General features: G+C 70.9%; 15 protein-coding genes. 8 read left to right on the forward strand and 7 right to left on the reverse strand.

Annotated features, from left to right (window positions below):
- Positions 1-42: 42 nt before the first annotated feature.
- From C8D87_RS25810 to C8D87_RS25825, 4 genes are read right to left on the reverse strand one after another with little or no spacing between them, the layout of a single operon-like run.
- Positions 43-780, reverse strand: coding sequence for a zinc ribbon domain-containing protein (locus C8D87_RS25810; RefSeq protein ID WP_109632656.1), 738 nt, complete (start codon positions 778-780; stop codon positions 43-45).
- Positions 777-1817 carry a Nif3-like dinuclear metal center hexameric protein gene (locus tag C8D87_RS25815; RefSeq protein ID WP_109632653.1) on the reverse strand — a complete coding sequence of 347 codons (1041 nt, stop codon included), beginning with the start codon at positions 1815-1817 and terminating at the stop codon, positions 777-779. Before C8D87_RS25815 ends, C8D87_RS25810 begins: the two co-directional genes overlap by 4 nt.
- The gene (gene cobC / locus C8D87_RS25820) at positions 1814-2809 is read right to left on the reverse strand and encodes an Rv2231c family pyridoxal phosphate-dependent protein CobC (protein ID WP_109632651.1); all 996 of its coding nucleotides are present in this window, start codon (positions 2807-2809) and stop codon (positions 1814-1816) included. Before cobC ends, C8D87_RS25815 begins: the two co-directional genes overlap by 4 nt.
- A 36-nt stretch (positions 2810-2845) precedes the next feature.
- A complete protein-coding gene (locus C8D87_RS25825; RefSeq protein ID WP_030472678.1) occupies positions 2846-3052 on the reverse strand; it encodes a hypothetical protein in 207 nt (68 codons plus the stop codon).
- A gap of 108 nt (positions 3053-3160) precedes the next feature.
- Here C8D87_RS25825 and C8D87_RS25830 point away from each other — a divergent pair, with 108 nt between their 5' ends.
- From C8D87_RS25830 to C8D87_RS25845, 4 genes are read left to right on the forward strand one after another with little or no spacing between them, the layout of a single operon-like run.
- Entirely contained in the window at positions 3161-3568 is a 408-nt protein-coding gene (locus tag C8D87_RS25830) for a low molecular weight protein-tyrosine-phosphatase (RefSeq protein WP_233439274.1), read from the forward strand.
- Positions 3547-4278: a fructosamine kinase family protein gene (locus C8D87_RS25835; protein ID WP_112228742.1), complete on the forward strand. Its 732-nt coding sequence runs from the start codon at positions 3547-3549 to the stop codon at positions 4276-4278. The genes C8D87_RS25830 and C8D87_RS25835 overlap by 22 nt, the downstream gene beginning before the upstream one ends.
- Positions 4279-4282: 4 nt before the next feature.
- Positions 4283-4831, forward strand: coding sequence for a DUF1349 domain-containing protein (locus tag C8D87_RS25840; RefSeq protein ID WP_112228743.1), 549 nt, complete (start codon positions 4283-4285; stop codon positions 4829-4831).
- Positions 4832-4835: 4 nt separating this feature from the next.
- Complete coding sequence (locus tag C8D87_RS25845; RefSeq protein ID WP_109632645.1) at positions 4836-5657, forward strand: SURF1 family cytochrome oxidase biogenesis protein; 822 nt, start codon at positions 4836-4838, stop codon at positions 5655-5657.
- Here C8D87_RS25845 and C8D87_RS25850 read toward each other — a convergent pair.
- Positions 5565-6497, reverse strand: a complete 933-nt coding sequence (locus C8D87_RS25850; RefSeq protein WP_109632642.1) for a cobalamin biosynthesis protein — start codon at positions 6495-6497, stop codon at positions 5565-5567. The two genes, C8D87_RS25845 and C8D87_RS25850, sit on opposite strands and share 93 nt — an antisense overlap.
- A gap of 72 nt (positions 6498-6569) precedes the next feature.
- Between C8D87_RS25850 and C8D87_RS25855 the strand changes: the two genes are divergently transcribed.
- The 3 genes from C8D87_RS25855 to C8D87_RS25865 are packed head-to-tail and all read left to right on the forward strand — an operon-like array spanning position 6570 to position 13254.
- Positions 6570-8042, forward strand: a complete 1473-nt coding sequence (locus C8D87_RS25855) for a DUF2397 domain-containing protein (protein WP_112228744.1) — start codon at positions 6570-6572, stop codon at positions 8040-8042.
- Positions 8039-9229: a TIGR02678 family protein gene (locus C8D87_RS25860; RefSeq protein WP_109632638.1), complete on the forward strand. Its 1191-nt coding sequence runs from the start codon at positions 8039-8041 to the stop codon at positions 9227-9229. The genes C8D87_RS25855 and C8D87_RS25860 overlap by 4 nt, the downstream gene beginning before the upstream one ends.
- Entirely contained in the window at positions 9226-13254 is a 4029-nt protein-coding gene (locus tag C8D87_RS25865; protein WP_112228745.1) for a TIGR02680 family protein, read from the forward strand. The genes C8D87_RS25860 and C8D87_RS25865 overlap by 4 nt, the downstream gene beginning before the upstream one ends.
- Here C8D87_RS25865 and C8D87_RS25870 read toward each other — a convergent pair whose 3' ends face one another.
- Positions 13255-13551 carry a hypothetical protein gene (locus C8D87_RS25870; RefSeq protein ID WP_112228746.1) on the reverse strand — a complete coding sequence of 99 codons (297 nt, stop codon included), beginning with the start codon at positions 13549-13551 and terminating at the stop codon, positions 13255-13257. It abuts the gene before it with no gap.
- Positions 13552-13744: 193 nt separating this feature from the next.
- Between C8D87_RS25870 and C8D87_RS25875 the strand changes: the two genes are divergently transcribed.
- Positions 13745-14755 carry a DUF2399 domain-containing protein gene (locus tag C8D87_RS25875; RefSeq protein ID WP_233442330.1) on the forward strand — a complete coding sequence of 337 codons (1011 nt, stop codon included), beginning with the start codon at positions 13745-13747 and terminating at the stop codon, positions 14753-14755.
- Here the strand turns inward: C8D87_RS25875 and C8D87_RS25880 are convergent.
- Positions 14744-15211 carry a MarR family winged helix-turn-helix transcriptional regulator gene (locus C8D87_RS25880; RefSeq protein WP_112228748.1) on the reverse strand — a complete coding sequence of 156 codons (468 nt, stop codon included), beginning with the start codon at positions 15209-15211 and terminating at the stop codon, positions 14744-14746. The genes C8D87_RS25875 and C8D87_RS25880 overlap by 12 nt on opposite strands.
- Positions 15212-15226 lie beyond the last annotated feature (15 nt).

The raw sequence follows: 15226 nt of genomic DNA on the forward strand, positions 1-15226 counted from the left end.
TGAGGAGGGGCTGCCCGATCGGGCAGCCCCTCCTTCGTCTGTCTAGAGACCTGGCTCTGCGACGCGCACGAGGATGGCACCGCATTCTTCGCAGCGCACGATCTCGTCCGCGCCCGCTTCCTTCAGCTTCGACACCGCGCCGCGGTCGAGCTCGATCCGGCACGCGCCGCAACGGCGGGACTGGAAGGGCGCCGCGCCGATGCCGCGCTGCTCGCGCTGGCGGTCGTAGAGCTTCAGCAGGTCGTCCGGGAGGCCCTTGGCCATCATCGAGCGGTCGGCGCTGCGCCTGGTCTCGGTCGACTCCAGGTCGGCGAGGACGGCGTCGCGGCGGCTGGTGGCGTCCTCCAGGGCCTCACGGGCCTTGTCGAGCTCCACGCGGGCGAAGGAGACGTCGGCTTCGACGGCCTCGCGGCGTTCCATCAGCTCCAGCAGGTCGTCTTCGAGGACGCCCTGGCGGCGCTGCAGGGTGGCGAGCTCGTGTTCGAGGTCGGTGAGCTGCTTGGCGCCGACCGAGCCGGACTGCATCAGCTTGCGGTCGCGCTCCCCGCGGGCGCGGACCTGGTCGATCTCGGTCTCCTGGCGCTTCAGGTCGCGGTCCAGGTCGGTGAGCGTCGTCTCGATGGCCACCAGCGCGTCCTGCTTCGCGCGCACGAGCTGCTCGGCCGCGGCGATCTCGGCGATCTCGGGCAGCGTGCGGCGACGGTGGGTGACACGCGCCAGTTCGGCGTCGACCTCTGCCAGGTCGAGCAGCCTGCGCTGCACTGCGGGATCGGCTTTCACGCATGTCCTCCTGCTGCTGTTCTCGTCGCACCGACGGTCCACGGGTCGGTCCGGCGGGTGGAGACGAGTACCTGGACCCTACCGCCGAAGGCCTCGCGCAGGATTTCCGCCGCCTGCTCGCACCACGGCCACTCGCTGGCCCAGTGCGCCACGTCCACCAGCGCGGGGCCACCGGACTCGATGTGCTCGCTCGCGGGGTGGTGGCGCAGGTCGGCGGTGACGTAGGCGTCGACGCCCGCGCGCTGCACCGTGCTCAGGAAGCTGTCGCCCGCGCCGCCGCACACCGCGACCCGCTTGATCAGGCGTTCCGGGTCGCCGGCGGCGCGCACGCCCTGCACCGTGGCGGGCAGGGCGTCGGCCACGCGCTGGGCGAAGACGCGCAACGGTTCCGCCTCCGGCAGCTCGCCGATGCGGCCAAGCCCGGTGTCACCCGGCAGGTCGGCGAGCTCCTGCACGGTGAAGTCCTCGTGCGGGTGCACGGCTCGCAGCGCCGCCAGGACGGCCGATCGCCGGGCCCTCGGCAGGACCACCTCGAGACGTGAGTCCTCCTGCTCGCCGATCGCGGCGGCGCCGGCGTCGGTGAGCGCCTTGAGCACCTGTTCCGCGTTCGTCACCGGCACGAACACGGTCAGCACGTCCATCGGTGCGCGGGACGCGGCGTCCAGCGGTCCGGTGATCGTGAGGCCGATGGCGCGGGCGAGCGCGTCCGAGACGCCGGGCAGAGCCGAGTCCGCGTTGGTGTGCGCGCAGTACAGGGCGGCGCGGTTGCGGATCAGCTTGTGCACCAGCGCGCCCTTGGGGTCGTCGGCCGGAACCCCGTTGACGCCGCGCAGAAGCAGCGGGTGATGTGCGAGAAGGAGCTGCGCGCCGCGTTCGACCGCCTCGTCCACAGTGGACGACGTCGGGTCGACGCAGACCAGCACGCGCGTGACCTCCTCGGCCGGATCGCCGCAGACGAGGCCGACCGCATCCCACTTCTCGGCGGTCTTCGGCGGATACGCGGACTCCAGTGCCGCGATCACGTCGGCGAGCTTCACGCCAGTTCCTCCATCACTACCCGCAGCGCGTCCACGAACACCGCGAACTCCCCCGGCGGCCGGATCGCCACGCGCAGGTACGTGTCGTCGAGACCGGGGAAGGTGTCGCAGCGCCGTGCCGCGATCCCCTTGTCCCGCAACGCCTCCCGCGTACCCCTAGGCACCCTGATCAGCACGAACGGCGCTTTCGGCGGCACGACGACCAGATCTTGGAGCTGCTCCAACGCGTACGCGGCGTGCTCGGCGGCCTCGAGCGCGAACCGGTGCGACGCCTCCAGCGCCTCCGGCTCGCAGCACGCGGTGATCGCTTCGAGCGTCAGGCTGCCGACGGGCCAGTGCGGACGTCCGTGCGCCAGGCGCTGGAGGGTCTCCGGATCGCCGAGGAAGTAGCCGGCCCTGAGCCCCGCCAGGCCCCAGGTCTTGGTGAGGCTGCGCAGCACCAGCACGTCCGGGTCGTGCGCGAGCGACTCGGGCTCACCCGGCACGGCGTCCATGAACGCCTCGTCCACGACGAGCTTGCCGGGCAGAGCCTTGAGCGCGGCGCTCGGGTGCAGCACCGACGTGGGGTTCGTCGGGTTGCCGATGACGGTGAGGTCGGCGTCCACGGCGGTGCCGGACAGCGTGAAGTCGCCGTCGAGCAGCACGTGGCCCACCGGAATTCCGGCATCGCGGAACGCCACTTCCGGCTCGGTGAAACCGGGGTGCACGATCGCGGCCCGGCGCGGCGCGAGCTTCGGCAGCAGCGCGAAGCCCTCCGCGGCGCCGTTGAGCAGCAGAACCTCGTCAGGCGAGCGCCCGTGACGGCGTGCGACGGCCGCACGGGCGCGTTCCTCAGCCTGTTTCGAGGGATAACGGCCCAGGTCGCCGAGCGCCGCGGCCAGCCGTTCGCGCAGCCAAGCGGGCGGGTGCGGCACCCGCACGTTGACGGCGAAGTCGGCGAGGCCGGGTGCGGCGTCGACGTCACCGTGGTGGCGCAGGTCTGGGCTGGTCATCGCCGGAATTCTAGGCGACCAGCTCAGAGCACCGCGTCACTGCATGTAGCGGCGGAGCTCGGTGAGGTGGCTGATCAGCTCGTCCAGCTGGAAAGCGTCGAGCTGGGCCGACTCACCGGGCGGGGTGCGGAAGCAGACGCGACCCTTCTCGTTGAGGTACACCTCGAACGCACGTCGGCGCCCGAGGGCGTCGGTGCACCCGATGATCTCCCGTTGCGGGGGCACGTCGGTACCTGTCTGCATGGGCGGCCTCCATGTCGTTTGTCCATACATCTTGTGACAGCGGTTGAGCGTTACCGTGTGGCGGTGAAGGTCGCCTTTGTCTGCACCGGCAACATCTGCCGGTCCCCCATGGCAGCGCTCGTCTTCCGAGAATGGCTGATCCGGGAAGGATTGTCCTCTCTGGTCGAGGTGTCCAGTGCCGGTACCGGTGGCTGGCACGTCGGCGATCCCGCCGATGCGCGAGCGATGAAGACGTTGGCGGACAACGGATATCCCACCGACCACGTGGCCGCGCAGGTGTCTGACCTGCACTTGGACGCCGATCTGCTGGTCGCGCTCGACTCCGGCCACGCACGGGCGCTGCGCCGGATGGCCGATCCCGATCGCATCCGGTTGCTGCGCTCGTTCGACCCGGACGCCGACAGCGCCGACGTGCCCGATCCCTACTACGGCGACGACTCCGGCTTCGAAGAAGTGCTGGTCATGATCGAGGCGGCGATGCCGGGGCTGATCGCGTGGGTTCGCGAGCAGCTCTGAGGACGAAGCACCAGTCACCGCAGGCCACCGCTGCCGAGGCGGCGGGCCTGCGGTGGCTGCGCGTCGAGGGCGGCCCGCCGATCCCGTTCGTGCACTCGTCCGACGGCGGCGTGCTGGTGATGGACGAGATCCCGCACGGCTCGCCAAATCTTCAGGCAGCCGTGACCTTCGGGCGCCGCCTGGCGACCCTGCACCTGGCCGGCGCCCCCGCGTTCGGCGCCCCACCGCCGGGCGGCCCGCGCGAGGCGACCATCGGGATGGCCCCGATGGTCAACGAGCCGGCACCGTCGTGGCCGGAGTGGTTCGCGTCACAACGCATTCAGCCGTACGCCCGGCAGGCAGGCCTCGACCTGGACGAGGTGTGCTCCCGCATCACCGAGCTCGCCGGCCCGCCGGAGCCGCCCGCGCGGCTGCACGGCGATCTGTGGAGCGGCAACGTGCTGTGGGGCGCGGACGGCCAGGTGTGGCTGATCGACCCGGCAGCTCACGGCGGGCACCGGGAGAGCGACCTCGCGATGCTCCAGCTCTTCGGGTGCCCGTTCCTCGACCACGTCCTGGGCGCCTACCAGGAGGTGGCTCCGCTGGCCGACGGCTGGCGCACACGCGTCAAGCTGCACCAGCTGTTCCCGCTGCTCGTGCACGCCGTGCTGTTCGGTGGCGGATACCGGTCAGAAGTCTTGGCCACCGCACGCTCTGTTTTGCAAGGATGAGCTCATGGACCTGACTGGGTGGACGTGGCTGAACGAGCCGCGGAAGTGGTCGACCGACCCCCTGACCGTGCACGCCGATCCGAACTCGGACTTCTGGCGCCTGACCGGCAACGGCGTGATCCGCGACAACGGTCACCTCTACGGCGTGACCCTGGCCGGCGACTTCACCATCACCGCGACGTTCAGCGGCGAGTACGCGGCGCAGTACGACCACGCGGGCATCGGGCTGGTGATCGACAGCGAGAACTGGATCAAGGCCGGGGTCGAGGTGTTCGACGGCAAGCTGCAGGCCAGCACGGTGGTGACCAGGGGGTTCTCGGACTGGAACCTCGCGCTCACCGGGGAGTTCGAGCGGTTCACGATCTCCGCCGAGCGGAAGGGGGACGCGGTGTGGGTGCGGTACGGGGTCGACGGTGTGGAACCCACCAAGGTGCTGCGCAAGGCGTACTTCCCGCCGCAGATCGAGACGAAGGTCGGGATCATGGCGGCGAGTCCGGAAGGTGAGGGGTTCGTGACCCAGTTCCACGAGGTCCAGGTCACGCAACTACCGTGAAGTCGTGCGGTTCAAGTTCCTCCTCAGGCCGGGCTGGCTGGCGCTGACCCTGGCTGTCTGGGTGTTCGCGGGTGCCTGCATCTACTTCCTGTCCCCGTGGCAGTTCGGCCGCAACGACGAGCGCCAGGCGCAGAACGCCGCCATCACCAAGTCGCTGCAGAGCGACCCGGTGCCGTTCGGGGCCAGGCACGACGAGTGGCAGAAGGTCGAGCTCAAGGGCCGCTACCTGCCGGAACTGGAAGCGCTCGCCAGACTGAGGACCGTCCAGGGCGAGGCCGCGTTCGAGGTCATCACGCCGTTCAGAACCACCAGCGGTCAGACCGTCCTCGTCGACCGCGGCTACGTCAGGCCGGTCAACGGCATCAAGCCGCCGGACTTCGCCGCCGCACCGGCCGGCGAGGTCACGATCGTCGGGCTGGCCAGGCCGAACGAGTCGAACGAGCAGCCCGCGTTCGAGCAGGACGGGCGGAGGCAGATCTACTCGATCAACAACAACGCCGTCGGGCCCGGCATCGAACCCGGCTACTACCAGCTGATCGAGAAGCAGCCGGGGGCGCTCGACACGTTGCCGCTGCCGCGGATCGAATCGGGGCCGTTCTTCTCCTACGCGCTGCAGTGGATCGCGTTCGGTGTCATGGCGGTCGGCGGGTGGCTGTACTTCACCATTCGCGAGGCACGGCCGGGTGGCGTGCTGCACGAGGGTACGAAGAAGCGCAAGAAGTCGATCGCCGAGCTACTTGCGGAAGAAGGCGATGACGGCGCTGACGAGACCAGCCGAGAAGCCGACGACGCGGGACAGCTCGACCGCACGCGTCACGTGACCTGAGTCCGGGTTGCGGCCGTGGCCCAGCACGGGGCGTTCCTCGACGCCGTGCGAGTACACGGTCCGGCCGCCGAGCCTGATCTCCAGCGCGCCGGCGAAGGCCGCCTCCACCTGGCCCGCGTTGGGCGACGGGTGCGCTGAGGCGTCACGGCGCCAGGTCTCCAGCGCTTGCGAGGCGGAGCCGCCGACGACCGGGGCGCCGCCGACGGTCAGCAACGCCGCCAGCCGGGACGGCAGCAGGTTCAGCAGGTCGTCGAGGCGTGCGGACGCCCAGCCGAAGCGCAGGTAGCGCGGGGACTTGTGGCCGACCATCGCGTCGAGCGTGTTCGCCGCGCGGTACCCCAGCAGACCGGGAACGCCGAAGACCGCGCCCCAGAACAGCGGCGCCACGACGGCGTCCGAGGTGTTCTCGGCCACGGACTCGACGGTCGCGCGCGCCAAGCCGAGCGTGTCCAGCCGGGAAGCATCACGGCCGCACAGATGCGGCAACCGTGCACGAGCGGCGTCCACATCACCCGAATCGAGCTCGCGGCCCATCGAGGTGCCCTCGGCCGCCAGCGAACGGCCGCCGAGCACCGCCCAGGTCGCCACACCGGTCGCCAGCGCCTGCGTCAGCCAGTGGCGGCGGGCAGCGCGTTCGACCGCCACGCCGAGGGCCACGGTTCCGCCCACCAGCACCGCCGAATACGCGACGCCGGCGGCCTGCGAGTCCGCGTACACGCGCTTCTCGAGTGCCGCGGCAGAGCTGCCGAATGCCGCTACCGGGTGAAATCGGCGTGGATCACCGAACACCGCGTCCGCGGCCACGCCCAGCAACAACCCCAACGCGCGCCCCGCGCCCACGGCATCCTCCCCAGCTCGCTGTAGGCACGGTAGCGCCGCATCACACCAGCGCGCGCATTAGGGTGGCCGGTCGTGGAGCACAAGCGGCTGAAGCTGTACGCCTATCTGGACGCGCGCGATCATCAGCGCACGTACCTGGCGATCATGCGGCTGTTCACCTCCACGCTGCTGGCGGATCTCAGCGCGGGCGAGGTCGCCGGGGCGCTGGCCGGCCTGGAGCGCGAGGGCAGGGTCGAGCAGGGCGAGAGCCGCATCGAGAACGTCATCAACCGCCTCAAGCAGCTGGTCGAGTGGGGCAACCTCGTCCAGGGGCGGCGTGAGGTGGTCGCGGCCAGCATCGCCGAGTTCCAGCACGGCAGCGTCCGCTACCAGGTCTCGAAGCTCGCCGTCCGCGTGCAAAGAGACGTCGACGAGCTGCTCAGGGTCCCCGAAGGCGCCCGCGAGGTGTCCCGCGAGCTGCTCCCCGCCATCGAACGCGGCCTCAACGAGCTGGGCGGGTCGCTGTCCGTCGCGCTGCTCAACGAAGGTGACAAGACCAAGGAGCTCCTGGCCGAACGCGTCACCACCCTGTTCCTGCAGCACGCCGAGCTCGCGGCGACGGTGCGCGACTTCTACGCCTACCTCGGCCAGGTCGTGACGCGCAACCACCTGGCGCCGGACGAGATCGCGGGCTTCCGGAACCTGCTGGTCGAGTACATCCAGCGGGTCGTCGAGGACGTCCTGAAGTACACGCCGCCGATCGCGGAGGCCCTCGCCGGCCTCACCAGAGCCCGGTCGGAACTGCTCAGGCTCCTCGGCACCGACCTCGGCCACAACGTCGAACGCGCCCGCGGCCGCACGCCGGAGGACTGGCAGGAGCTGACGGACTGGTTCGTCGACCGCCCCGGCCGCCCGAGCCAGGTCACGGCGCTGCGGGAAGCCACGGCCCGCGCGATCGGCAGCCTGCTGGCCAGCGTGAAGCGGGCGACGTCCGGCGGCGGCCTCCTCCCGGGACGCCGTGCCGAGCTGCTCAAGCTCGCGAGCTGGTTCGACAACTCGACCCGTGAGGAAGCGCACGAGATCTACGCGTCCGCGTTCGGTCTCTACAGCGCCCGCCACCTCTCCCCCGCACCGGAACACGACTCCGACAACGAGCGCACGCCGTGGCGCGACGGCCCGGTCTGCGACGTGACGGTCTCCGTGCGGTCCCGGGGCGACCGCGGCGCGCGCGGCAGGCCGTCCAGGATTCTCGACGACCCGATGACCGAGCAGTCGCTGCTCGCGGAAGCCCGTGAGGCCGACGAGATCCGCGCGAGGCACGTCGCGGAGCTGACCAAGGCCGCGGGGAACCTGGAGAACACCACGCTGACGCACGGCGCGCTGGAGGTGTTCTGCGAGCTGCTGACGCTCGCGATGGCCCAGCGCGACTCCCCCCAGGACAGCGGATCGGCCAGCGACCCCGTGCGCGGCCTCAAACTCGAGATCGCCCACGGCACCACGACGCAGATCAAGTCCGCCGCCGGGACGCTCACCCTGCACGACGCGACGGTGGCCCTGAAGCGATGAACCACTTGGACAACCTCTCCGACATCGACGCCGCCAACGTGGTGCGGTGCGCCAGGACGTTGCTGCGCAGGCCTTTGCTGCGCAGCGACGGCCCGGACGGCGAGCTGCTCAGCCTCGTCTACCGGCACCGCGCGGTGCTGCAGGACCTGTTCGCGGGCCTGCTCGGCTACCGGCTCGTGGTGGAACGCCGGTTCGCGCGCCTCTACAAGTCCGGCCCCGGCCACGACGACACGCGCGGCGTGCTCAGCATGTCCCCGCGCGGCTACGCCTACCTGGCGCTCACCCTCGCGGTGCTCACGGGAATCGGCCGCCAGACGCTGCTGTCCCGGCTCGTGGCCGACATCCGTTCCGCCGCGGTGGAAGCGGGCATCGACGCACCGGACGACGTGACCGAGCGAAGGGCGCTGACAGCTGCTTTGCGGCACCTCGTCTCCCTCGGCGTGCTGCAGGAGACCGAGGGATCGGTCGCGCAGGACGTCACGCCGCAGGAAGCGTTGATCACGATCGACACGGACCTGCTGGGCCAGCTCGTCACGGGCCCGGTCGGTGAGGCCCAGAGCCCCGCTCACCTCATCGAGCTCGCCGCCCGGCCCGGACCGCGCGGCATCGAACACGCTGTCCGGCGCAAGCTCGTCGAGACGCCGCTGGTGCTGTACGCGGACCTGCCGGACGACCAGGCCGAGTGGCTGCGCCGCAACCAGCGCAAGGAGACCGCGTTGCTGGAGCAGGCGTTCGGCCTCTACACCGAGTGCCGCGTCGAGGGTGTGCTCGCCGCCGACCCCGAGGACTTCCTGACCGACCTGTCGTTCCCCGGTGTCTCCACGGTCGCGCGCATCGCGTTGCTCGCCCTGCCCGACCTCGTCGAGGACGAGTCGGAGGACCCGCCGGCACGACACGTGGTCGCTGCCGAACGGATCCGCGAGGTCTGCGCCGGCCTGGTCGAGGACTACCCCGCCGCGTGGTCGAAGCAGTTCACCGACGATCTCGACCGGCTGGTCGCCGAGGTGACGGAGTTGTTGCGCCGCATGGGTCTCGCCGTACCCTGCGAGGACGGCTGGTCGATCAGCGCGGCCGCGCACCGGTGGCTGCCCTCGCCCGACGGCGACCCCGAACGAGAACAACCGGAACCCGTTGTGGTGCCTGAAGTACCGAGCTGGTCCCTGTTCGATGAGGAGAACGTGTCATGAGCAGGTGGCGGCTGCACCGCGGCGGCGTGGTCAACATCTGGCAGTACACCGAGCAGACGTTCGACTTCTCCGGTGGCCGCGCGATCTTCCAGGGCACCAACGGTTCCGGCAAGTCCCGCACGCTGGAGCTGCTGCTGCCGCTGTGCCTGGACGGCGACCTGCGCCAGCTCGGCTCGAAGGGCTTCGACACGGTCAGCATCCGGCGCCTGATGCTCGACGACTACGACGGTGGCCCGAACCGCATCGGCTACGCGTGGGTCGAGCTGATCCGCGAAGCGGCTGACCACTCGGGCAACGAGTACCTGACCTGCGGGCTCGGCGTGAAGGCGTCGAAGACCTCGCAGGCGATCACGGACTCGTGGCGGTTCGTCACGCCCATGCGCGTCGGCGCGGAGCTGCAGCTCGCGGGCCCCGAGCGCGTCCCGCACGGCCCGGCGCAGCTGCGTGACCTCATCGGCGCGGACTGCATGTTCGAGGAACCCGCGTTCCGCGCGAAGATCGCCGAGACCGTCTACAGCGTGCCCGCCGCCCGCTACGGCGACCTGCTGCACCTGCAGCGGACGCTGCGCAACCCGGACGTCGGCCTGAAGGTGCTGGAAGGGCAGCTGGAACAGATCCTCAGCGACGCCCTGCCGCCGCTGGACCAGGCGATGGTCGAGCAGCTCGCGACGTCCTTCGACGATCTCGAGTCGATCCGCGAGAACATCGTGCGACTGTCCTCTGCGGACAGTGCGCTCAGCACGTTCCTCAAGACCTACAGCGACTACGCGTTCGGTGGCCTGCGCAGCGCCTCCGAACGGCTGGAGTCCGCCGAGAAGTCGGTGACGAAGCTGCAGCGCGAGCAGGCGAAGCTCACGCAGGAGCTCGACGTCACGCGGATGGAACGCGCGGCGTCCGAGCAGGCACTCGCCGACATGGAGACCGGCGAGCAGCAGGCGGAGGAAACCATTGCCGCGCTGAAGGAACTGCCGGCGTTCCGTGACCTGCAGGATCTCAAGACGCGCGAGAACCTGGTGGCGGAGAAGCGTTCTTCGGCGGTTGCCGCGCTCGAAACCGCTCACCGGCAGCGCGCGCAGGAAGACGCCGCCGTCGACAACGTGCTGCGGCTCCTGCGGCGGCTCGCCGAGGATCTCCAGGCCGCCGACGCGCTGAGCGACCCGTTGCGCGAGAACCTGCGCCTGGCCGGCATGGACTCCGACCTGGCGCCGGACGTGCCGCAGGTCCCGCCCGCCGAGGCCACCGTGACCACGGATTCGGTGCGCGCCAAGCCGGATCCCGAGGCCGAGCCGCTGCCGATCGAACGCCGGGTGCCACCCGCCGCGGCGACCGAGGACGTGCTGGCCGCGCTGGCGTCGGTCATCGACCAGACCTCGGGCATCGCTTCCCTGGCCCGCCAGCGGGGTGCGCTCGCGCTGGCGTTGCACGAGCAGGCTCTGGCCCTGGACTCGCAGCAGCGCGAGGTGGAGTCGTTGCGGCAGAAGGCCCGCGACGCCCAGCTCGGCGCGACCGAGTCGACCGCGCTGCGCAACCAGGAGATGCAGGAGCTGGCCGAGGTCGTGCAGACCTGGCTGGAGCAGGTCGAGGCGTGGACGTCCAGCGGCCCGCTGCTCGACGAACGCCCCGCCGAGGCCCTGGTTCTGCCGCAGACCGCCGATCCGGCCGCTGCCAAGGCGTTGAGCACGACGGCCCGCGAGTGGGCCGGACCACTGGTGCAGGCCGCTCGTGACGCCGCGCACGCGTTCACCCAGCAGCGCACCGAACTGCGGGCTCGTCTGGACACGCTGGACGAGGAGCTCGTCGGCCTGCGCTCGGGCAACGAGCGGGTGCCGGTGCCGGGCCAGTACACGTCGGCGGACCGTGACCCGGCCGTGGGCGCGCCCTTCTACCGGCTGGTGGACTTCGCGCCGTCGCTCACCGACGACGAGCGGGCGGGACTGGAAGCCGCGCTGCAGGCGAGCGGCCTGCTGGACGCCTGGGTGAGCCCGCAGAACGCCGAGCTGAACGACGTTCTGGCCGTGCCGAGGCCCGCGGTCGACGGGCGTTCGCTGGCCGAGTTCCTGGTGCCGGCCGTCGAGGGCTCCCCGGTGCCCGAGTCACTCGTCGCCGACCTGCTGCGGGCGGTGTCGCTGGACGACATGACCACCACCGGCGACTGGCGCACCGGCGTGCTGACCGGCCGCTGGACCAAGCCGGAGGCCGAGCTCATCGGCGCGGGTGCGCGGGAGGCCGCGCGTGGGCGCCGAATCACCGCCCTGGAAGAGGAACTCGCCGAGCTCCGCACCCAGCTCGGCACCGCGGAAGACGAACTGGCCCGCGCGCACGAGCACGTCGCCACGTGGGAGGCGCACCTCGCGGCGTTCCCCGGCGAGGGCGAGCTCATCGCCAAGCACAGCCGGGTCCAGGCCGCCGACGAGTCCGCGGCACGGGCCCAGCAACGGACGTTCGAGCTGCGTGACGCGTTGGAGAACGCCAATGCGCGGCTGGAAGCGGCGCGCAGCGAACTGACCAGGCAGGCGGGTGACGCCGGGCTGCCGTCCGACACCGAGGCGTTGCGCCAGGCCCAGGCGGCGGCCTCGGAAGCCCAGCGAACGGCCGACATGCTCGGTGACGCGGTGCGGAGGCGTTGCCAGGGCACGATTTCCGACCTCACGGACGCCTCGCACCGCTACCACGAAGCGGTGGCGGACCGGCAGACCGCGGAGAGCGATGCCGATGCCCGGTGTGTCGACTACGCGGCCCAGGCGGGGACGCTGGCGGAGCTGACCGACGCGGTCGGTGGTGAGGCCAAGGAGATCAGCGAGCAGCTGACGCAGCTGGAGAAGTCGCGCAGGAAGATGCGCGAGGACCTCAAGGGTGTGCGCGAGAGCATCACGACCGCGCGTGAGCAGGCAGCGAAGCTGGAAGCGTTGCTGGAGACCAACTCCACGCAGGTCGCCGAGGCCACGGAGGCGCTGGAACGCGCCAGGGCCGGCTTCCAGGCGACCGTGCGCGCACCCGGCCTCCTGGCCGCCGCCTTCCCCGAGGCGCCGGAGGAAGCGCAGGTGCGCCAGGCCATCGCCGACGCGGGTGACCGTCGTGGCGGCACCGAGGCCACCGTGATCGCCAAGCTGCAGGCGTTGCAGACGTCGCTCGCCGGCAGCCACGACATCGCCGCCGAGCAGCACGCCGGCCTGCTGACCGTCACGGTGACCGGCGAGGAGGGCGCGAAGCCCGTCGCCGTCGCCGCCCGCCAGGTCACCACGAAGCTGGCGGAGCAGCGCGGGTTCCTCGACGAGCAGTACCAGGGGATCTTCGCCGACTACCTGATCCGCGACCTCGCCGAGTGGCTGCGCGGCCAGATCACCGTCGCCGAGGACCTCACCAAGCGCATGAACGAGGTCCTCTCCCAGGCCCGCTCCAGCCAGGGCGTGCACGTCAAGCTCGCGTGGAAGTCGTCCAGCGCGCTCGACGACCAGACGAGGCAAGCGCTTGCGCTCGTGCGCCTCCCGTTCGGCGAGCGCACGCCCGAGCAGGACGCCACGCTGCGGCGCGTCTTCACCGAGCGCATCGAGAACGAACGCGACACGCACTCCGGCGGCTACGCGGAGATCCTGTCGCGGGCCCTGGACTACCGGACGTGGCACCAGTTCACGGTGACCGTCGCCGACACGGGCCCGGACGGCAACCCGCGCGAACGGCGACTGCGCCAGCTGTCGTCCGGCGAGACCCGCCTGATCTCGTACGTGACGCTGTTCGCGGCCGCGGCGAGCTTCTACGACGCGGTGAGCGACGAGTTCGACCCGCTGCGTCTCGTGCTGCTGGACGAGGCGTTCGAACGGCTCGACGACCCGACCATCGCACGCATGCTGGGGCTGCTGGTCGACCTCGACATGGACTGGGTGATCACCTGGCCGAGCGGCTGGGGCGTGTCGGACAAGATCCCTCGCATGCACATCTACGACGTGCTGCGGCCCAAGAACGGCCGTGGTGTGGCGTGCACGCAGACGACGTGGGACGGGGCGGCGCTGGACCGGGTCGACCCCTGATCAGCCGTGCCAGTCGCGGAGGTACTCGGGGAAGTCGATGTCCTCCGCCGCGTCGTTGCCGATCATCCGACGGCCCGCGGTCTTGGTGCATTCGGGGCTGTGGCCGAAGACGACGCGCAGCGGCTGGTCACCGTGGTCGGCGAGGAACTTCCACAACGCCCGCGTGAGGTCGGAGTTGCGGGAGTTCTGGCTGCCGTCGTGGAAGTGGTCGACCGTGCGGTCCTCCAGGCGGATGGGCTCGCCGAGGCCGAGCTGCACCCGATGGGCGTCGCTGACCAGCCACGCTGACTCACTCACGTCTGCTCCCCATCTCTCACCTGGCAGCGTTCCGAGACCGGCCGTCAGCGGAAGGCGGCAGCGGAGGCCTGGTGCCGTGGCAGGCGGCCTTTGCCCCGTGCTCGGCGGTCAGACGGCCGCATCGCGGTGCCCCGCTGAGCGTCGAAGACGCGGCGAAGGTTGGCTGTCGCGGCACTAGGGTGAGGGCGTGAACATGGACGAGCCCGCGCTGGCGGAGTTCTGGCGCCTCGCCCGAGAGACGATGGAGGGCGGCGGCCGCTCGGCGTTCAGCTTCCGCGTCGAGGACGCGCACACCGCCACCGTCCTCGGCGAGCTGCTGCGCAAACCTGTCACGCACCCGGCCCGCCGGCAGATCTCGTTGGCACGCCTGGACGAACACATCCGCGCGCACGGCAGCACGTTGCCCGAGGTGCTGGAGGCCGTGCACGGCAGGCCGGTCGGCATGTCGACGTCCGAGGAGGCCTCGACCGCGGACGCCGTGCTGAAGTTCGCCTTGCGGGAGCACGGGTTGCTGCACGCGCCGTGGGCCGCCGACTGGATCGAGCACGTGCGGAGGTACGGCAAGATCCCGCAGCCCGCGCTGCCGATGATCGCGAACCAGGCCGCGGCGATCCTGGCCGGGCTGAGCGCAGAACCCCGGCGGTGGACGACCCGCTTCGCCCTGGCGGGCAACGACCTCGACGACGGCCGCCCGCTGACCCGCGTTGTCCAGAAAGCCCTGCTGCTCGCGGGCACCGACTGGGAACGCTCCGGTGTCCTCCCCGACGCGTACTCCGATCCGGTGCTGACGTCCGAGGGTTATCTGACGCTGAACGACACCCTCGAAAGCCAGGAGGTGCTCGTCGTCCGCAGCCCGCGGCTGCTCGAGTCCGGCGTGCCAGGCCCGTTGATGGTGCTCCCGAACGGCCTGACCCCGCAGGCCAAACACCACCTCGACGGCAAGACCGTCCGCTGCCACAACGACTTCACGCCGGACGGCATCCGCGCGGCCAACGAGATCCTGGCGTGGACCGGCGGCACGGCGTGGCGGATGTCGGCGGCCGACTACCGCGAGGCCGTCGCCACGCTGATCGCGCGCGGCGTCGAGCTGCCGACGTTGAACAGCCGCCCCTCCGGCGCGAGCTGGGATCCCGATCTTGCCGAGACCATGGCCACCACGGGACTGATGGTCACCGAGGAACACGTGCTGCCGTCACTCCTCTGACGGCGCGAACCTCTTCACGTCCCACCGGCCGTGCCCTTCGAGCAGCTTGCGCCCGATCCGGCGCAGGTCCGCCAGGTCGCGCTCGTTCAGCAGCCCGGTGAACTCCTCGGCGAGCGACGCCCGGTACACCCGCGCGGTGTTGCCGAGGCACGCCTCCTCGCCTTCCGGCGTGAGCACCGCGTAGACCTGCCGCCGGTTGTCGGGCGGCTGCTCGCGCGTGACCCATCCGCGTTTGACCAGCCGTTCGATCAGCCGCGTGACGCCGGACGGGCTCACGTCGAGCAGCTCGGCGAGCTCCAGCATCTTCAGCCGCCCGCCGTTGTGGTGCAGCTGGTAGAGCGCCACGTGCTCCAGCAACGAGCACCCGGCCTCCGCCTCCATCCGCTGCCCCATCGCGGCCTTCACCGCGTCGACGCCCTGCTGCACGTACAGCCACGAGTAGATCGGCTCGGTCACGCACCCATCCTAAAT

Source organism: Lentzea atacamensis (assembly GCF_003269295.1).
GTDB lineage: Bacteria > Actinomycetota > Actinomycetes > Mycobacteriales > Pseudonocardiaceae > Lentzea > Lentzea atacamensis.

What these genes read in the sequence shown, in the direction of transcription:
- cobC (WP_109632651.1), bottom strand. Translation starts at nt 2,809, where the DNA reads ATGACCAGCCCAGACCTGCGCCACCACGGTGACGTCGACGCCGCACCC.
- C8D87_RS25825 (WP_030472678.1), bottom strand. Translation starts at nt 3,052, where the DNA reads ATGCAGACAGGTACCGACGTGCCCCCGCAACGGGAGATCATCGGGTGC.
- C8D87_RS25830 (WP_233439274.1), top strand. Translation starts at nt 3,161, where the DNA reads ATGGCAGCGCTCGTCTTCCGAGAATGGCTGATCCGGGAAGGATTGTCC.
- C8D87_RS25840 (WP_112228743.1), top strand. Translation starts at nt 4,283, where the DNA reads ATGGACCTGACTGGGTGGACGTGGCTGAACGAGCCGCGGAAGTGGTCG.
- C8D87_RS25860 (WP_109632638.1), top strand. Translation starts at nt 8,039, where the DNA reads ATGAACCACTTGGACAACCTCTCCGACATCGACGCCGCCAACGTGGTG.
- C8D87_RS25865 (WP_112228745.1), top strand. Translation starts at nt 9,226, where the DNA reads ATGAGCAGGTGGCGGCTGCACCGCGGCGGCGTGGTCAACATCTGGCAG.
- C8D87_RS25875 (WP_233442330.1), top strand. Translation starts at nt 13,745, where the DNA reads ATGGACGAGCCCGCGCTGGCGGAGTTCTGGCGCCTCGCCCGAGAGACG.